Origin of the sequence: Pseudomonas sp. PDM01, from assembly GCF_014852325.1 — a bacterium.
In the GTDB taxonomy this organism is placed as follows: Bacteria; Pseudomonadota; Gammaproteobacteria; order Pseudomonadales; family Pseudomonadaceae; genus Aquipseudomonas; species Aquipseudomonas migulae.
Window position 1 is genome coordinate 189,863 of record NZ_JACVBK010000009.1, and the last position, 15,862, is coordinate 205,724.

General features: G+C 62.6%; 9 protein-coding genes. 4 read left to right on the plus strand and 5 right to left on the minus strand.

Translation table 11 applies throughout. The features are described from left to right. Positions 1-44: 44 nt before the first annotated feature. Both IB246_RS22595 and IB246_RS22600 read right to left on the minus strand, forming a co-directional pair. On the minus strand, positions 45-1,481 hold the full coding sequence (locus IB246_RS22595) for a mechanosensitive ion channel family protein (RefSeq protein WP_008041061.1): 1,437 nt from the start codon (positions 1,479-1,481) through the stop codon (positions 45-47). Between the two features lie 521 nt (positions 1,482-2,002). Continuing rightward, positions 2,003-3,022, minus strand: a complete 1,020-nt coding sequence (locus tag IB246_RS22600; RefSeq protein ID WP_008032696.1) for an alpha/beta hydrolase — start codon at positions 3,020-3,022, stop codon at positions 2,003-2,005. A 160-nt stretch (positions 3,023-3,182) separates the two neighbouring features. On the opposite strand from IB246_RS22600, the gene IB246_RS22605 reads away from it, so the two are divergent. Further along, on the plus strand, positions 3,183-4,079 hold the full coding sequence (locus tag IB246_RS22605) for a LysR family transcriptional regulator (RefSeq protein ID WP_008043389.1): 897 nt from the start codon (positions 3,183-3,185) through the stop codon (positions 4,077-4,079). Positions 4,080-4,213: 134 nt separating this feature from the next. On the opposite strand, the gene IB246_RS22610 is transcribed toward IB246_RS22605, so the two are convergent. The 3 genes from IB246_RS22610 to gspG all read right to left on the minus strand — a co-directional run bounded on the left by IB246_RS22610 (position 4,214) and on the right by gspG (position 6,659). Continuing rightward, complete coding sequence (locus IB246_RS22610; protein ID WP_008043388.1) at positions 4,214-4,861, minus strand: hypothetical protein; 648 nt, start codon at positions 4,859-4,861, stop codon at positions 4,214-4,216. Between the two features lie 148 nt (positions 4,862-5,009). Then, complete coding sequence (locus tag IB246_RS22615; protein ID WP_008043385.1) at positions 5,010-6,197, minus strand: type II secretion system F family protein; 1,188 nt, start codon at positions 6,195-6,197, stop codon at positions 5,010-5,012. A gap of 12 nt (positions 6,198-6,209) precedes the next feature. Next, on the minus strand, positions 6,210-6,659 hold the full coding sequence (gspG, locus tag IB246_RS22620) for a type II secretion system major pseudopilin GspG (protein ID WP_008043382.1): 450 nt from the start codon (positions 6,657-6,659) through the stop codon (positions 6,210-6,212). A 197-nt stretch (positions 6,660-6,856) separates the two neighbouring features. Here gspG and IB246_RS22625 point away from each other — a divergent pair, with 197 nt between their 5' ends. The 3 genes from IB246_RS22625 to IB246_RS22635 all read left to right on the plus strand — a co-directional run bounded on the left by IB246_RS22625 (position 6,857) and on the right by IB246_RS22635 (position 15,850). Further along, positions 6,857-7,465 carry a lytic transglycosylase domain-containing protein gene (locus IB246_RS22625; protein ID WP_008043380.1) on the plus strand — a complete coding sequence of 203 codons (609 nt, stop codon included), beginning with the start codon at positions 6,857-6,859 and terminating at the stop codon, positions 7,463-7,465. Between the two features lie 308 nt (positions 7,466-7,773). After that, the gene (mnxG, locus tag IB246_RS22630; protein WP_008043379.1) at positions 7,774-13,584 is read left to right on the plus strand and encodes a manganese-oxidizing multicopper oxidase MnxG; all 5,811 of its coding nucleotides are present in this window, start codon (positions 7,774-7,776) and stop codon (positions 13,582-13,584) included. 313 nt (positions 13,585-13,897) lie between these two features. Continuing rightward, on the plus strand, positions 13,898-15,850 hold the full coding sequence (locus tag IB246_RS22635; RefSeq protein WP_008043377.1) for a YncE family protein: 1,953 nt from the start codon (positions 13,898-13,900) through the stop codon (positions 15,848-15,850). Positions 15,851-15,862: the final 12 nt, after the last annotated feature.

A 15,862-nucleotide genomic window follows, 5' to 3' on the forward strand; every position in this document is an offset into this window, starting at 1 on the left:
CGGGCGCTATCGCCGGCAAGCCGGCTCCTACAATGTGCGAGGCGTTAAACCGATTGGCGTTTTTGCAGCCAACTCAAAAAACCACCTTTCTTGATCGGCACCGGTTTGGCCAGCAGCGTCAACCGACTGTTCTGCTGCCGTACCGCCTGCAACTTGTTCAACGCCCGACCCACTTCAACCCGCTGCTCCATGCAGCTGCGGGTCAGGGATTTGTCGATCCGGTAGATGATGCACGAGGTCAACGCGGTGAACGTGGCCTGCGACGGTGTATCGGTGAGGATGCTCTGTTCACCCATCACCTCGCTCGGCCCCATGCGCCCGGCCTCGGTTTGCCCGGCGCCGTCCGGTACTGTCGCGCTGACCACGCCCGTGGCGATGACCATCAGGCTGTCCGGCACTTCTCCCAGTTCCAGCACCACCTGGCCTGCCGCGTACTGTTGCGCGACCATCGAATGGGCCATTCGGTCGCGTTCGTCTTCGCTCAGGGAACGGAAGACTTTCACCTCGTCCAGCAAGGACCGCGCGCGGGATGTCGGTTCGATCACGCCGTCGAGCTGTCGGGAAATACCCGCCGCTTCGAGGTGCCGATGGGCGAGGTCGAACAGTTGATTGCGCACTTCGCTTTTCTTGCCGAGTTCGGCGATAAACCCGCTGGCCACGTATTCGGACATGGTTTCGCCGGCCTCTTTCAGCACGGCTTTCGGCGCCGGGTTGAGCAGCAGACTGCTGCTGCCTTGAAGCGTGCGGTCCAGTGCATCCAGCACCCGACGCGGACGGATGTGGTTGGGCACCTGGATGCTGATCGACACACCATGCATGTTGCCGGGGCGGCTCAGGTTGACGATCTTCGCTTTGGCCGCCACCGAGTTCGGCACCACCGCCGTACTGCCGGCGCTGGTCAGCAGGTGAGTGGCGCGCCAATCGATGTCGAGCACTTTGCCCTCGACGCCGTCGATCGCGATCCAGTCATCCACCTGATACGGCTTGGTGGTGTTGAGCACGATCCCGGAAAACACATCGCTCAGGGTGCTTTGTAACGCCAGGCCGACGACAATTGCCACCACCCCGGACGTCGCCAGCAGACCTTTCACCGGCAACTCCAGCACGTACCCGGCTGCGGCGACGATGGCGATCAGAAACACCAGCGCGCCGATGACGTCCTGCAGCAACCGACCGCTGTGCCCGATGCGCCGCATCAGCAGCAGGCCGATGACTTCGGTGAGCACACGTGCGGCGTACAGCCACCAGAGAATCCCCAGCGCCGTCGCGCCCAGTTGCGCCACGCGGTCGTCTGCCAACAGCGGTGCCTGCAACGGGCTGACGCCGGCGTTGATGATGAGCGCGCTGAACATCACAAACAACGCGAGGCGCACACCGACCCGCGTGACGCGATGCTTGAACGGCGCGACGTGCCAGAGCACGGCGTCGATGACCAGCAACAGCGCACTCCAGGACAGCAGATGACCGTAGATGAGGGACATGGAAGAACTCCGGAAGACTGATTTTTTTTGTAGGAGCCGGCTTGCCGGCGATGGCGTACTTGAGGGCGCCTTCGCGAGCAAGCTTCGCTCCTACAATTGAACTGTGCGAACCCGATCCCCTGTAGGAGCCAGGCTTGCCGGCGAAGGCGTACTTGAGGGCGCCTTCGCGAGCAAGCTTCGCTCCTACAGTTGAACTGTGCGAACCCGATCCCCTGTAGGAGCCAGGCTTGCCGGCGATGGCGTACTTGAGGGCGCCTTCGCGAGCAAGCTTCGCTCCTACAGTTGAACTGTGTGAACCCGATCCCTTGTAGGAGCCAGGCTTGCCGGCGAAGGCGTACTTGAGGGCGCCTTCGCGAGCAAGCTTCGCTCCTACAGTTGAACTGTGTGAACCCGATCCCTTGTAGGAGCCAGGCTTGCCGGCGAAGGCGTATTTGAGGGCGCCTTCGCCGGCAAACGGAGCGCCGCCGGCCGCTCCTACAGAAAAGCCCCTCGCACGATGATCGTGGGAGGGGCGAGGGGACTCAGTTCAGATGAGTCTTGAGTTCCAGCGCGGCCTGACGCACCGCCGCTTTCACTTCCGGAATCTGGCTCAGCGGATTGAGCAAGCCGAAGTCGTGAATCATCCCGTTGTAACGCACCGCCGTGACCGGCACACCGGCCGCATCGAGGTGGCGGGCATAGGCTTCGCCTTCGTCACGCAACACGTCGAACTCGGCGGTCTGCACCAGCGCTGCCGGCAAGCCCTTGAGCTGTTCGGCGCTGGCCTGCAACGGCGAGGCATGGATCTGCGCACGCTCGGCCTGGTCGGTGGTGTAGTTGTCCCAGAACCAATTCATCATGCCTTTGGTGAGGAAGTGGCCTTCGGCAAATTGCTGGTACGAGCCGGTGTCGAACTGTGCGTTGGTCACTGGCCACATCAACAACTGGAAGCGCAGCGCCGGGGCTTTCTGTTCCTTGGCCATCAATGCCACGACCGCCGCCATGTTGCCACCGACGCTGTTACCGGCCACCGCAAGACGCTTGCCGTCGACGCCGATGTCCTTGCCATGCTCAGCCACCCAACGGGTCGCGGCGTAGGCCTGGTTGATCGCGGTCGGGTAGTGCGCTTCCGGCGACGGCGTGTAATCGACGTACACCGCGACGGCACCGGAGCCCACCACCAGGTCATGAATCAAGCGTTGGTGAGTCGGGTAATCGCCCAGCACCCAGCCGCCACCGTGGAAGAACATGAACACCGGCAACTCACCTTTGACCTTGGCCGGACGCACGATTTTCAGGTTGATGGTTTGACCATCGACCTTGATTGCACGATCGCTGACATCCACACCCGACAGATCAACCTTGACCGAGTTTTGCGCACCGGTCAGCACCGCACGGGCGTCTTTCGGGCTCAACTGCTCAAGCGGTTTACCGCCACCGGCGGCGAGGGCTTCGAGGAAGGCTTGAGTGTTGTGTTCAACGCCTGGGCTGCCAGCGGCAAAGGCGTTGCCGACGGAGAGGGCGAGCAGGGAAGCGGTCAGGGTTTTTTTGACGAGGTTCATGAGCAAATCCTTTTTAATTAATTAGAGATTGGTTACCTAAGGGTCAGGTTGCTGCTGCGCTGGGACTCAGGCCTCAGCAACACCGTGGACACAGATTAATAGGGTGCTCGAAAGGGAAAAAGCGGCTATAAAGCGTTTAACTGTCAACCGGAAAGTGACAATGAACCCGTTCGAAGATATGCGTATTTTTTGCCAGGTCATGGACTCCGGCAGCTTCACCTCGGCCGCCGATCAATTGGGCCTGTCCAAGCAGTTCGTCAGCCGTCGCTTGATGCAACTCGAAGAACGCCTGGGCGTACGGTTGCTCAACCGCTCCACGCGGCGCCTGGACGTCACGCCGCTGGGCCAGAGTTATTACGAGTCGGCGTTGCGCTTGCTCAGCGAAGTCGAGCAGGTGGAGCAGGGCATCGCCGGCCAGACCACCGAACCGCGGGGCACCATTCGCGTGAGCGCACCGTTGTCGTTTGCGGTGGCGCATCTGGGGTGTTTGCTGCCGGTGTTCTTGCAGCGTTATCGCGATGTCACGGTGGAAGTGGATTTGAGCGACCGCCCGGTGGATCTGCTCAGCGAGGGTTACGACCTGGCGTTGCGCATTGGCATCCTTGAAGACTCGACGCTGATCGCCCGCCGCATCGCTTCGATCCAGCGGGTGTATTGCGCCAGCCCGGCTTACCTGGCGGAGCGCGGAACGCCGGGTAAACCCGAGGACCTGCACACGCACGACTGCCTGCCGTATGGCCATGGCCGCCAGGTGCAATGGCGTTTTGAAGGGCAGGGCAAGCCACTGGCGGTCAACGTGACCGGGCGGATGCGGGTCAACAACGGTGAGTTGCTCAGGGATGCGGCCATTGCCGGGATGGGGATCACGTACCTGCCTACCTTCATTGTCGGGGCGGCGTTGAAGGATGGGCGGCTGGTGCCGGTGCTGGATGAGTTTCGCCCGCAGCCGCTGACGTTGTCGGCGGTGTACCCGCAGCATCGCCAGAGTTCGCGACCGGTGCAGGCGTTGATCGAGTTTTTGCGCGAGCGGCTGGATCAGACTGAGGGTGGACTCTAGGTCCACGCGATCCCTGTAGGAGCAAGCTTGCTCGCGAAAGCGGTGTGTCAGACACATTAATGTTGAATGACAGATTACTATCGCGAGCAAGCTTGCTCCTACAGGGGGCGGTGTTGTCTGTTGGTCAGGGGTGATCAGGACCTTTTGTCATCACCCGGCTCGCCACCGACGTGCACGCCGTGGTCGTCACCCGGTTCACCGCCGACATGAACGCCGTGGTCATCGCCGATTTCGCCGGCGCGATGAACGCCGTGGTCGTCACCGATTTCACCGGCGCGATGAACGCCGCGGTTGTGGCCGACTTCACCGGCATGATGAACGCCGTGGTCGTCACCGATTTCACCGGCGTGATGAACGCCACGGTTGTGGCCGACTTCACCGGCGTGGTGAACGCCGTGATCGTCTCCCGGTTCGGCATGGGTGCCGCTGCGACCGGATGAGGCGGTGTTACCGGAATGTCCCGAGCCATGGTCGTTGCCACTGTGACCGCTGCCGCTATTGCCGCCGCCGTTTCCACCGTGACCGCTGCCGCCATTGCCGCCACTGCCGCTTCCGCCGTGGCCACCGCCGTTGCCGCCGCCACCGTTTCCACCACCGCCGCCACCGCCAGAGCCACCGCCACCGCCGCCAGAGCCGCCGCCGCCACCACCAGAGCCGCCACCACCCCCACCATCCTTGGCCTGAGCGCTCGATACGCCGGACAGGCTGTCCGGAATCAATACGGTAGACGCCGACAAAACCGCGCCAATAGCTACTGCCAGTAAAAGCTTGTTGATGTGCATGTCGTTCTCCGTCTTCTTATTCAGGTTGGAACGTTGATGAACAATGCAACTTGCTGCTCGATTCAGTGGGAGAACACTGCAACGTTCCGGTTTATTCAGTGGCAACGTCGATGAACGATGAACGGTACGAGTCGACCCTGTCCCGGGGTCAGTGAATGCTCGAGGCCAGTTCGAATATCGGGATGTACATCAGGATCACGATGACCCCGATCAACAGGCCGATGAAGGTCATGAGCAAGGGTTCGAACAAGCGTACGAACCATTCGATCCAACGGCTGATTTCTTCGTCGTAGAAATCCGCGCTGCGTTCCATCATTTGTCCGAGGTTGCCGGACTGCTCGCCGGCACGCAGCAAGCGCAGGGACACCGGCGTCACGAGGTGATTGAGCTCCAGCGCCGTCGACAGCGATTGCCCCTCGCGCACCCGCTCGCAGGCCTGGTCCAGGCGCACGCGGGAGGCCGCGGTGAGCAGGCCACGGACCATGCCCATGGCGGTGACGAGCGGAATACCGCCCTGCAGCAGAATCCCCAGCGAGCGATAGAAGCGCGCCAGTTCGTACATGAAGATGCGTTGATGGACTGCCGGGAGCTTTTCGATCACCCGGTCCACGCCCCGACGAAAGGCCGGTTGGCGCTGGAGGAAGGCGAGGGCTACGACGACCGCCGCCAAAGTGCCGAAGAATTCGCCCTGGTGAGCATGCAGGAACATCCCGCTGTTCATCAGCACTTGTGACAGCCACGGCAGGTTATTGCCCAGCCCTTCGAACACCAGGCTGAAGCGCGGCACCACGTAACCCATCAGAAACAGCACCACGCCACCTCCCACCACCAGCAACAGCATGGGGTAGATCGAAGCGCTGACGATCTTCTGTCGAACCTCGTCCATGCGCTGGCGATAGCTGACATAGCGGCCCAGCGCATCACCCACCGCGCCGGTCTTCTCGCTGGACTGCACCAGCGCCACGTAGAGCGGTGGGAAAACCGCTGACAATTGACCCAACGCCTGGGAGAACGATTTGCCCTCATAAAGCAGGCGCACCAGTTCACTCAAGGTTTTGCGGGCCTGTGGCGCGGTTTCTTTTTCCGCCAGGCTTTCCAGCGCATCGATCAACGGCAGGCCGGCGTTGAGCAGGGTGGTCAGCTCCTGGCTGAACAGCACCAGGTTGAACGTCTCACGCTTTTGCAGTCGCAACGCCCGCCAGTGCTTTTCGGCTTGCAGGCTGACGACCCGCAGGCCCTGGTCTTCGGCAATGCGTCGGGCTTCGCTGTCCCCATGGGCCTCGACCGTCATCGAGACCACGCCAGCCTTGCCGACGGCCTTGAGATGAAAGCGCATGCTCGCCTCCCGTCACTGCCAACTGGTGATTTCGGCGTTTTCGCCTTCGCCGCCGGGTTGACCGTCCTTGCCCATGGACAACAGGTCGTATTCACCGTTTTCGCCGGGGTAGCGGTAGGTGTAATTGCGGCCCCACGGGTCCTGCGGCAGTTTTTTCGCCAGGTAGGGGCCGGTCCAGCGGGTTTCATCACTGGGCGCGGTGACCAGCGCCTGCAAACCCTGTTCGGTCGACGGGTAATGGCCGACCTCCAGGCGGTACAAATCCAGCGCTTTGCCCAGTCCTTCGATTTGCGCCTTGGCCACCTTCACTTCGGAGCGGCCGAGTTGGGCGAAATACTTCGGCGCGACGATGCCGGCCAACAACCCCAGCACCACCAGCACCACCAACAGTTCGAGCAACGTGAACCCGCGCTGGGCTCGCGGTGAGCCGTTACGCGGGGCACAACACAGACGATGATTCATGATGACCTCACACAGTCGGCAGAAGGGTCGCCACAGAGGCTCATGCAATTGCCATGCTCACCCCCCCGGACATCCTGCCGAACCCCCTGAACTACTGGCCTTCGCGCTTACGGCACAGTGCTTGCGTATGGCTGGTTCACTACCGGTCATTGGGGCAATAGCCCCATTTTTCGGGGACGGTCAGGGGAGACAGAATAATGAAAATACTCACCACTGGACTGCTCGGCTGCATGCTGCTGGCAGGCACAGCTCAGGCCGATGTATTCGTTTCCGTGGACAGCAAGGGCAGCTACGTTTTGTCCAATGTCCACCGCCCCGGCCGTACCTATGAACGGGTGATCCGCGAGCCTGAATCGGCGCAGGTCAGCCTTGATCAACAGCCACAGATGATTGCCCGGCAACCCTATGCCGAGCTGGTTTCGGCGGCCGCCAAGGCCAATCAATTACCGGCGGCGCTGTTGCATGCGGTGATCCAGGCCGAGTCCCACTATGACTCCGGCGCGACCTCATCGAAGGGGGCTGGCGGGCTGATGCAATTGATGCCCGACACCGCCCGGGAAATGGGCGTGACCAACGTCTATGACCCCAAGGCCAACATTCAGGGCGGGGCCAAATACCTCAAGCGCCTGATGACCCTGTTTGACAACGACATTGCGCTCGCCGTGGCGGCCTACAACGCCGGGCCGCAAGCGGTGCTGAGCCGTGGCGGGGTGATCCCGCCGTTCGCCGAAACCCGCCGTTATGTGCCGAGCGTGCTGCGCCAATATCGCCGCTTGCAAGGCCTGGCCGTGGATGCGCCGCTGTGATGGGTGATGGCCCCACATGTGGGGCAACACATTCATCTGTTGGAGCCGGCTTGCCGGCGAAGGCATTTTCACAATCACCACCTGTCCACAAATCCGATCGCCAGCAAGCCGGCTCCTACAAGTGTGGGCGTTTTGCTGGAATCAGAGGGCAACCCGAATGGTGGGGATTGGGTGGGGAATATCCCCCGACTTATCAAGTCGTTTACGTAGCTAGCTGAAAAATAACAAAAAAATTTATGGCATGCGGATTGCTCAAAGGGATTTGTCGAGAATCATTCCCGTGAGTACCCAAAGCGAGGCCCGTGATTATGACCGGCATACCCCACGCTCATCATTTGGTTAACTTGCTGCTGCTTGTTGCACCCCTGTTTGGCATCGAGTTGGCCGAAGCCGCCGTACATTGTGAACGAAATCTGGTGGCGAACGTCGTGGCGCTGGATCAACCGCTCATGTTCAACCGCCTCGGCGCACAAAACGCCAACGGCATGATGTTCGCCCTGCGTCGTGATGTGGTCGACGATCACAATGTGTCCCTGGCCTACGGTGGCGCAGCGGTGCCGGGCAAGGTTTCGCTGCGGCCCGACAAGCGTCCGCGTCCATTGGTGTTGCGCGTTGCCGCCGGTGACTGCCTGACCATCAATCTGCAGAACCTGCTGGCCTATCAGGCCAACCCTGGCAGCCACGACAGCGGCGAGGAAGAAGAGGGGGAAATCGAGGGCGAGGTAGAAATCGGCAACGCGGAGCAGTTCAAGGTCGATGAGCAGGTCACCGACCGCCACGTCGGCTTTCAGGTCAACGGTCTGCAGGCGGTCAACAGCATTGACGACATTTCGGCCTACACCGGACGCAACCCCAATACGCTGGTTGCCCCCGGCGCGACCCGTTCCTACACCTTGTACGCCGAGCGTGAAGGAGCGTTCGCCGCCAGCAGCCGCGGTGCAACGTTCGGTGGTGAAGGCGATGCGGGCAACGTCGCCAATGGCCTGTTCGGCGAAGTGGTGGTGGTGCCCAAGGGCGGCCGCACCTATCGCAACACCGTGACCGAAGAAGAAATGCGCCTCGCCAGCACTGGCCGCACGCCGGCCGGTCAACCGATTGTCGATTACCAGGCACGCTACCCGCAGCGTGAACCGTGGATTCGTGAAGGCAAGGCCGGCACGCCGATCATCAACATGGTCGACGGCAACGAAATCATCTCCAGCGAGAGCGATGCGATCGTCATGGGCAGCTACGCCGACGGCAGCTTCCCGCCGTCGACCTATCCGCTGGAAGCCATCGGCAAACGCAACCCGGCGCTGCCTAACCGGCTGGAACCGTTCCGCGATTTCGCCTCGCAATTCCAGGATGAAACCGCCGCGACCCAGGCATTCCCCGCGTACTGGGAAGACCCGGTCATGGCCCATGTGCTGGAGCCGACCCGCGATTCGTTCATGATCAACTACGGCTCCGGCGGCATGGGCGCCGAAGTGGTGGCCAACCGGTTAGGCGTCGGGCCGATGCACGATTGCCTGTCTTGTGCCTATGAAGAATTCTTCCTCAGCTCGCACACCGTCGGCGACGTGGCGATGCTGGTGGACGTACCGGCCAACGCCGGTCTGGAAAGCATCCGGCCTGGCGAAACACCGCGCGCCGATCAGGTCGGGGTCAAGGCGACGATGGCGCTGTATCCGTCAGAGCCGTCCAACGTCAACCACAGCTACATCGGTGATTTCGTCAAATTCCGCAACACCCACAACGGCCACGAGCAACACATCTTCCACTTGCACGGGCACCAGTGGCTGTTCAATCCCAACGACGACAACTCTGACTACGTGGATGCCCAAGGCATCGGGCCGGGCGCCGGCTACACCTATGAAATCGCCAACGGCGGGTCGGGCAACCGTAACCGCGTCGCCGGTGATGCGATCTATCACTGCCACTTCTATCCGCACTTCGCCCAAGGCATGTGGAGCATGTGGCGGGTGCATGACGTGTTTGAAGAAGGCACCCGACTCGAGGTGTCCCAGCAGGGCGCCGACGGTTATCACAGCGAACCTTATGCACTGCGCAGCGGTAAACCGGCCGCTGGCGCCCGGGCCTTGCCTGATGGCGAGATCATTGCCGGCACGCCGATTCCAGCGGTTGTGCCGCTGCCGGGCAAAGCCATGGCGCCGATGCCGGGCAAGGTCGTGGTCGTGCCGAAAGTCGGTGAGACCCTGGTGGCTGGCAATGGCGATGATGAAGACGGCGACGGTGAGCAAAGCGGTGGCGCCCAGGCCATTGGCTCGCTGGCGCTGGTTGACCGCAGCTACGCCAACCGCAACGCCGACGGCAGCCTGAAAAACCCTGGTTATCCGTTCTGGATCGGCGGCATGGAAAGTTCGGTCGGCCAACGTCCACCAACCCCACCGCTGGACATGCTCGACGCCGCCAAGGCCTATGCCTTGAAAACCAGCGGCAATGCCTTGTGGGCCAACCTCGATCCGGCGCAGTCCGGTGGCTGGGACGGCGGTTTGGGACGCCATTCCCTGGACGGTTTCTCTGCCGGTGGCGAGGCGAACACCGTGACCACCTCTCTGGATTTCTCCAAGGAAGTGACCCGCGCCAAAGCACTTTACCTGCCGGAAGAGGGCACCGAAGTCGAACAGGCGGCCATGGCCTTCCACGCGAAAAAAGACCACCCGAGCTTCGCCGTGCTGCCCGGCAATCAAATCGTCGCACGCGCCTTCCGCACTAACGGCGCGCTGCCAGTCGCCGGTGCGCCTTTCTACGAACCGTGCATGGACGACCGGCAGAAACGCCTGACCAGCAGCGCCGGCATGGGCGAGTTTTTCAGCGGCGAACGGCTCGACGGCATGTCCTTCAGCGGGGCCTCGACCTTCACGGCTGACCGGCCACGGGTCTATAAAGCGGCGAACATCCAGTTCGACGCGGTCTACAACAAGGTCGGCTACCACTTCCCGCAAGCGCGCATTCTGGCCCTGTGGGAAGACGCCTGGCCGGTGATCACCAAGCAGCGTCCGCCAGAGCCTTTGGTGATGCGCATGAACACCCTCGACTGCGTGCAATACCAGCAAACCAACCTGGTGCCGGCCACCTATGAAATGGACGACTATCAGGTGCGCACGCCGACTGACGTGATCGGCCAGCACATTCACTTGCCGAAATGGGACCTGACGGCGGCGGACGGTTCGGCCAACGGCTGGAACTACGAAGACGGCGTACTTTCCCCCGGTGCGGTGCAAGAACGCATCCACGCCATCCGCGAGTTCAACCAATGCCAGGGCACTGACCCGCGTGACGGCACACCGGCCTGCCCGAAAGCTAAAAACCACCCGTACTTCGGCCAGTTTGGCCGGGCCGACTGGGTCGGGGCGCGCACTGCGATGCAGCGCTGGTTTGCCGATCCGGTGGTGAACAGCAAAGGCGTCGACCGTGGCCTGGGGACCATTTTCACCCACGATCACCTCGGGCCATCGACTCACCAGCAGATTGGTCTGTACGCCACCGTGCTGGCTGAACCGGCCGGTTCCACCTGGTTCCACGCCGAAACCGGCGAGCCGTTGTACAGCGGCGCGCGCCAGGATGGCGGGCCGACTTCGTGGCAAGCCGTGGTGTCCACCGGCGACCTGGACGGCGACGGCAAGAACGACAGCTTCCGTGAGTTCTTCCTTGAGTACAGCGACTTCCAGCATGCCTATGAAGCCGGTGTGTACGTGGGCGCGGGTCCCAATGGTGTGCCGAATCCACAAGCGTTCCCGGCCACTGCGGACAGTTTCCGCTACGCGATCAATCCGCCGGTGCGCAACAACGCCAGCACCCTGTTGGACGGCATCCTCGAAGTGCAGGGCGGTATGGTCCCCGGTTGCCCGAGCCGGCCATGCCCGCAAGCGATCTCGGTCGATGACCCCGGCATGTTCGTGGTCAACTACCGCAACGAACCGCTGGCCCTGCGGGTATACGACCCCTACAAGATCGGCCCTGACGGCAAGCGCGGCATGCAGGCCTACGGCCTCGGCGGCGATCTGGCGTACGCCATGCAAAGCCGCACCGACCGCGCGATCCCGGCGATGAACCAGGCGCCGAACCTGATCACCGCCGCCACCGGCCCGACTGGCGGCACCACCTTGTTCCCGCCGCACATCAACCGTGGCGGCGCGGAACCGGGTGATCCGTTCACGCCGATGCTGCGCACCTACACCGGTGACAACGTGCGGTTGCGGGTTCATGCCGGCGGTCACGAAGAAGAGCACAACGTGACCCTGCACGGGGTGAAGTGGCTGCAAAGCGGTTCCGGTTACGGCAACAGCTCCAACTCGGGTTGGCGCTCGTCGCAAATGATCGGGATCTCCGAGCAGATGGGCTTCATTGCGCCGGTCTCGATGCTGTCCAGCTCGGCGGCGACCACGGGTGATTACCTGTACTCGATGGACGCCTCCCTCGAAGGTTACTGGAGCGGAATCTGGGGCGTGATGCGCAACTACACGGCCCAGCGCAGCGATCTGTTCGCGCTGCCGAACAACCCGAAACCGGCGGGGATGCGCAACACCGTGGCGTTCGACGGCACCTGCCCACGGATCAGCGCCAACCCGAACGGCATCGGCACCCGGCCGACTGTGCAACGCAACTATGAAGTGGTTGCGGCACTGGCCAACGACATTCTCGGTAATCCGCTGAACCTGGTCCTCGGCGATCCAGAGGGCATCGGCCAGCATGTCGGCGGGCCGTTGAATCCGGCGGGCGGCACCCTGGTGTACAACTCGCGGGTGGTCAATATCCCGCAGGTCACGGTGACCGATCCGGAGGATGGCGAAACCATCACCATTGGCGGGCAAAGCGGTCCGCTGCATGACCCGACCGCGATCATTTACGTGCGCAAGTCTGACCTCGACACGGTCACCGGCAAGCTCAAGCCTGGTGTGCCTGTCGAACCGCTGGTGCTGCGCGCAACGGCGGGGGACTGCATCAACATCACCCTGGAAAACCGTCTGCCCATGGTCATGCCGGACTTGACCCAGACCGCGGTGATGCAAGGCATCGTCAAACGTGATCGCAACAGCGGACAGGGCTCGACCACCTTCAGCAACAACCTGATGCGGCCGTCCAGCCACGTGGGTCTGCACGCGCAATTGCTGGCGTACGACATCACCAAATCCGACGGCACCAACGTCGGCGCCAACCCGATCCAGACCGTGCCACCGCGGGTTGGCAACAGCGGCGCCTACCCGAGCCGTACTTATCAGTATTACGCCGGGCACCTGGAGCGTGAAGGCAAACCGATCACTCAACTGGGCCGCAACGTCGACAACATCAACGCCACGGCCGTGGAGTTCGGCGGGTTGAATTTCACCCCGGCGGACGTGATCAAGCAACCGCAGAAAGGCCTGGGTGGCGCGATGAGCATCCTGCCGGTCGGTGCTACCTGGGTGGACGACGCGCGCAAAGTCACGGCGACGGTCACCGCACCGGGGCAGACCCCTTACCGCGACTTTGCGATGGTCTGGCAGAAAGCCTTGAACATTCGCTGGGCCAATGGTCGGCCGGTGGAAGGCATCGCTGCCGAAGGCCTCGGTGTGCCGACCGATCCGCAGGACAACTCAAGCATGGCCATCAACTACAAGTCCGAGCCGATATGGTTCCGCTTCGGCCTGGCGCCGGATGCGCCGTTCGGTCACGCCGACGGCGCGGGTTACGGCGACGTGCCCAACGCGCACATGGCGTACAGCAATGCGCTGGTGGGCGGCGATCCGCAGACGCCGGTGTTGTATGTGAAACCGGGGCAACCGTTTCGCACGCACATCCTGATGCCATCCGGGGGTAGCCGCGGCACGACGTTCCAGCTGGACGGCCACGTCTGGTCGGTCAACCCGTTCCAGTCGGAGAAGAGTGACACCGGCGGTTATCCGATGAGTACGCCTGGCGTGGGTTCGGTGCGGTTCGGGTTCAACCCGATGTCGATGTACATCGGCGCCCACGAAAGCATCCTGCCGGCGGCGCATTTCAGCTTCATGCACCCGAGCGCCGGGGGCAGCAACGCGATACCGGGCGACTACCTGTTCCGCGATTACGGCGCCTACGGCAATACCGCCGGGCTCTGGGGATTGTTGCGCGTGACCAACGAACCTGAACCGGCACCGTAGACGTTGTGCGACACCAGCCCTGTAGGAGCGAAGCTTGCTCGCGAAGGGGACACCTCGGTTGTAGGTGGTATGGCGGATGACGCCTTCGCGGGCAAGCCTCGCTCCTACAAGGGATCGGGTTCACACAGGGCAAATTGTAGGAGCTGGCTTGCCAGCGATGGCGGCCGTGGGATTGATGCAAGGCGTAAGGGCCTCATCGCCAGCAAGCTGGCTCCTACAAGGGATTGGGTTTACAGGGTTCGAGTTGTAGGAGCTGGCTTGCCAGCGATGGCGGCCGCAAGACAGGCGCAGATCTGTAAGGGGAGGAGGTGACATGAACAGGACCACTGCAATTGCCGGTTGTGCACTGATTGTCGGGCTGGCGCTGATCTGGTTGGGCGTCTGGCGCACGACTCCGCCCGACATGCTCAGCGAGATAGCGCTACCGGACACCTGGAGCGGTCAGACGCTGGAGCGTGACGGCGTGTCCGTAACCTTGCAAATGCAGCCATTGGCCGAGGACGGTGTGCTGCGCGAAGGCGAGTTTGCCGACGTGCTCTTCCGGGTCAGTGACAGCGCTTCGGGCCAACCCCTTTCCGGCGTCAATCCCGGTGCCTGGCTGGACCCGGAAACCGTTGCCGCCGACCTGGCCCAGGGCCGTGACCGGAGCTGCAAATCCCGGGTCGGGGTGTTCCTGAAATCGAGCATCGGCGCACGGCCGCTGCTCGACCTGAACAGCTATTTCCTGCTGGTGATGAACCGTGATGCCAGTGTCTCCGTGGTCGATCCGTCGGTCTCGGTGGGCGGCATCACCAGCACCATGGCCCGCATCGACCTCAAGCGGCCGCCGATGGATTGGGTCACACCGAAGGACAACAAACGCGTATTCATCTCCATGCCCACCGCCGGCGAAGTGGCGGTGATCGACAGCGAGCAGTTCAAGTTGATCGCCTCGGTGGGCGCCGGCAGCCACCCGGTGCGCGTAGCGTTGCAACCGGACGAGCGCCTGCTGTGGGTCGGCAACAATGCGCCGAAGGCCGAAGCGTCCGGTGTCACGGTGATCGACAGCCAAAGCCTGAAGCCGCTCAAACACCTGGCCACCGGCGCCGGGCATCACGAAATCGCCTTCAGCAAGGACAGCCGGTTTGCCTTCATCACCAACCGCGACGACGGCACGCTGAGCATCATCGACATCGCCAGCCTGACCCTCAGCAAGCAACTCAAGACCGGCTCGCACCCTTTGTCGGTGGCGTACTCGCCGCTGTCCCAGGCGGTGTATGTCGCCGACGGCAAGGACGGCACCGTGACCGTGGTCGATACCGCCAGCCTCGACGTGCGCCGGGTGATCAAGATGAAACAGGGCCTGGGCCCGATGGGTTTCAGCGCCGACGGTCGATTTGGCATCGTCCTCAACACCCTGGAAAACCAGGTGGCCGTGATCGATACCGCCACCGATTCGCTGGTCCATGAACTGGACGTGTCCGCCGAACCGTATCAACTGGTGTTCACCAAGGCTTACGCCTATGTGCGCGGACTGGCGTCGCCCAAGGTGACGATGATCAACCTGTCGTCGCTCGGTGAAGGTCGCCAGCCGATCAGCCAGGGTTTCGAAGCCGGGCCCCAGGCGCCACGGCTGGCCGGCGATTTACCGCTGGCGTCGAGCCTTGCGGTGTCGCGGGACGACAACGCGGTGTTTGTGGTCAACCCAGTGGACAACACCACCTATTTCTACGCTGAAGGCATGAACGCACCGATGTCCGGTTACCCCAATCGCGGGCAAGTAGCGCGGGCGGCGATGGTCATCGACCGCAGCCTGCGCGAAGTCGAGCCGGGGCTGTACAGCGCGCGGGTCAAACTGCCACCGGCAGGGCGTTTCGACGTGGCGTTCCTGCTCAACCAGCCGAACATCATCCATTGCTTCACGACGCTGGTTGAGCCGGATACCCGCCTCAGCCGACACCCCGGCGTACCGAAAGTCGAATTCCTGCTCGACAACGCCACCGCCGCCCTCGGCAGCCCGTACACCGTGCGCTTTCGCATCGTTGAGGGCCAACAGAAAGCCCAGCGCAGCGGCGTGAAAGACGTGCAGGTGCGCTACTTCCGCGCCCCGACTTCGCGGGCCCGGGAGGTCGCGGCCCTTGAGGTCGGCAACGGAATCTACGAAGCCCCAGTGACGCTCGACCAGAACGGCGCCTGGTACCTGCACGTGCGTGCGGCGTCCCTTGGCGCGAATTTCGATGACAAGACCTTTGCCAGCGTTCGGGTCCTGCCCGGCGATGCCCGTTGAAGAGGAAATTGA

Coding starts and splice junctions, on each gene's coding strand:
- IB246_RS22595 (WP_008041061.1), bottom strand. CDS start 1,481: ATGTCCCTCATCTACGGTCATCTGCTGTCCTGGAGTGCGCTGTTGCTG.
- IB246_RS22600 (WP_008032696.1), bottom strand. CDS start 3,022: ATGAACCTCGTCAAAAAAACCCTGACCGCTTCCCTGCTCGCCCTCTCC.
- IB246_RS22605 (WP_008043389.1), top strand. CDS start 3,183: ATGAACCCGTTCGAAGATATGCGTATTTTTTGCCAGGTCATGGACTCC.
- IB246_RS22610 (WP_008043388.1), bottom strand. CDS start 4,861: ATGCACATCAACAAGCTTTTACTGGCAGTAGCTATTGGCGCGGTTTTG.
- IB246_RS22615 (WP_008043385.1), bottom strand. CDS start 6,197: ATGCGCTTTCATCTCAAGGCCGTCGGCAAGGCTGGCGTGGTCTCGATG.
- gspG (WP_008043382.1), bottom strand. CDS start 6,659: ATGAATCATCGTCTGTGTTGTGCCCCGCGTAACGGCTCACCGCGAGCC.
- IB246_RS22625 (WP_008043380.1), top strand. CDS start 6,857: ATGAAAATACTCACCACTGGACTGCTCGGCTGCATGCTGCTGGCAGGC.
- mnxG (WP_008043379.1), top strand. CDS start 7,774: ATGACCGGCATACCCCACGCTCATCATTTGGTTAACTTGCTGCTGCTT.
- IB246_RS22635 (WP_008043377.1), top strand. CDS start 13,898: ATGAACAGGACCACTGCAATTGCCGGTTGTGCACTGATTGTCGGGCTG.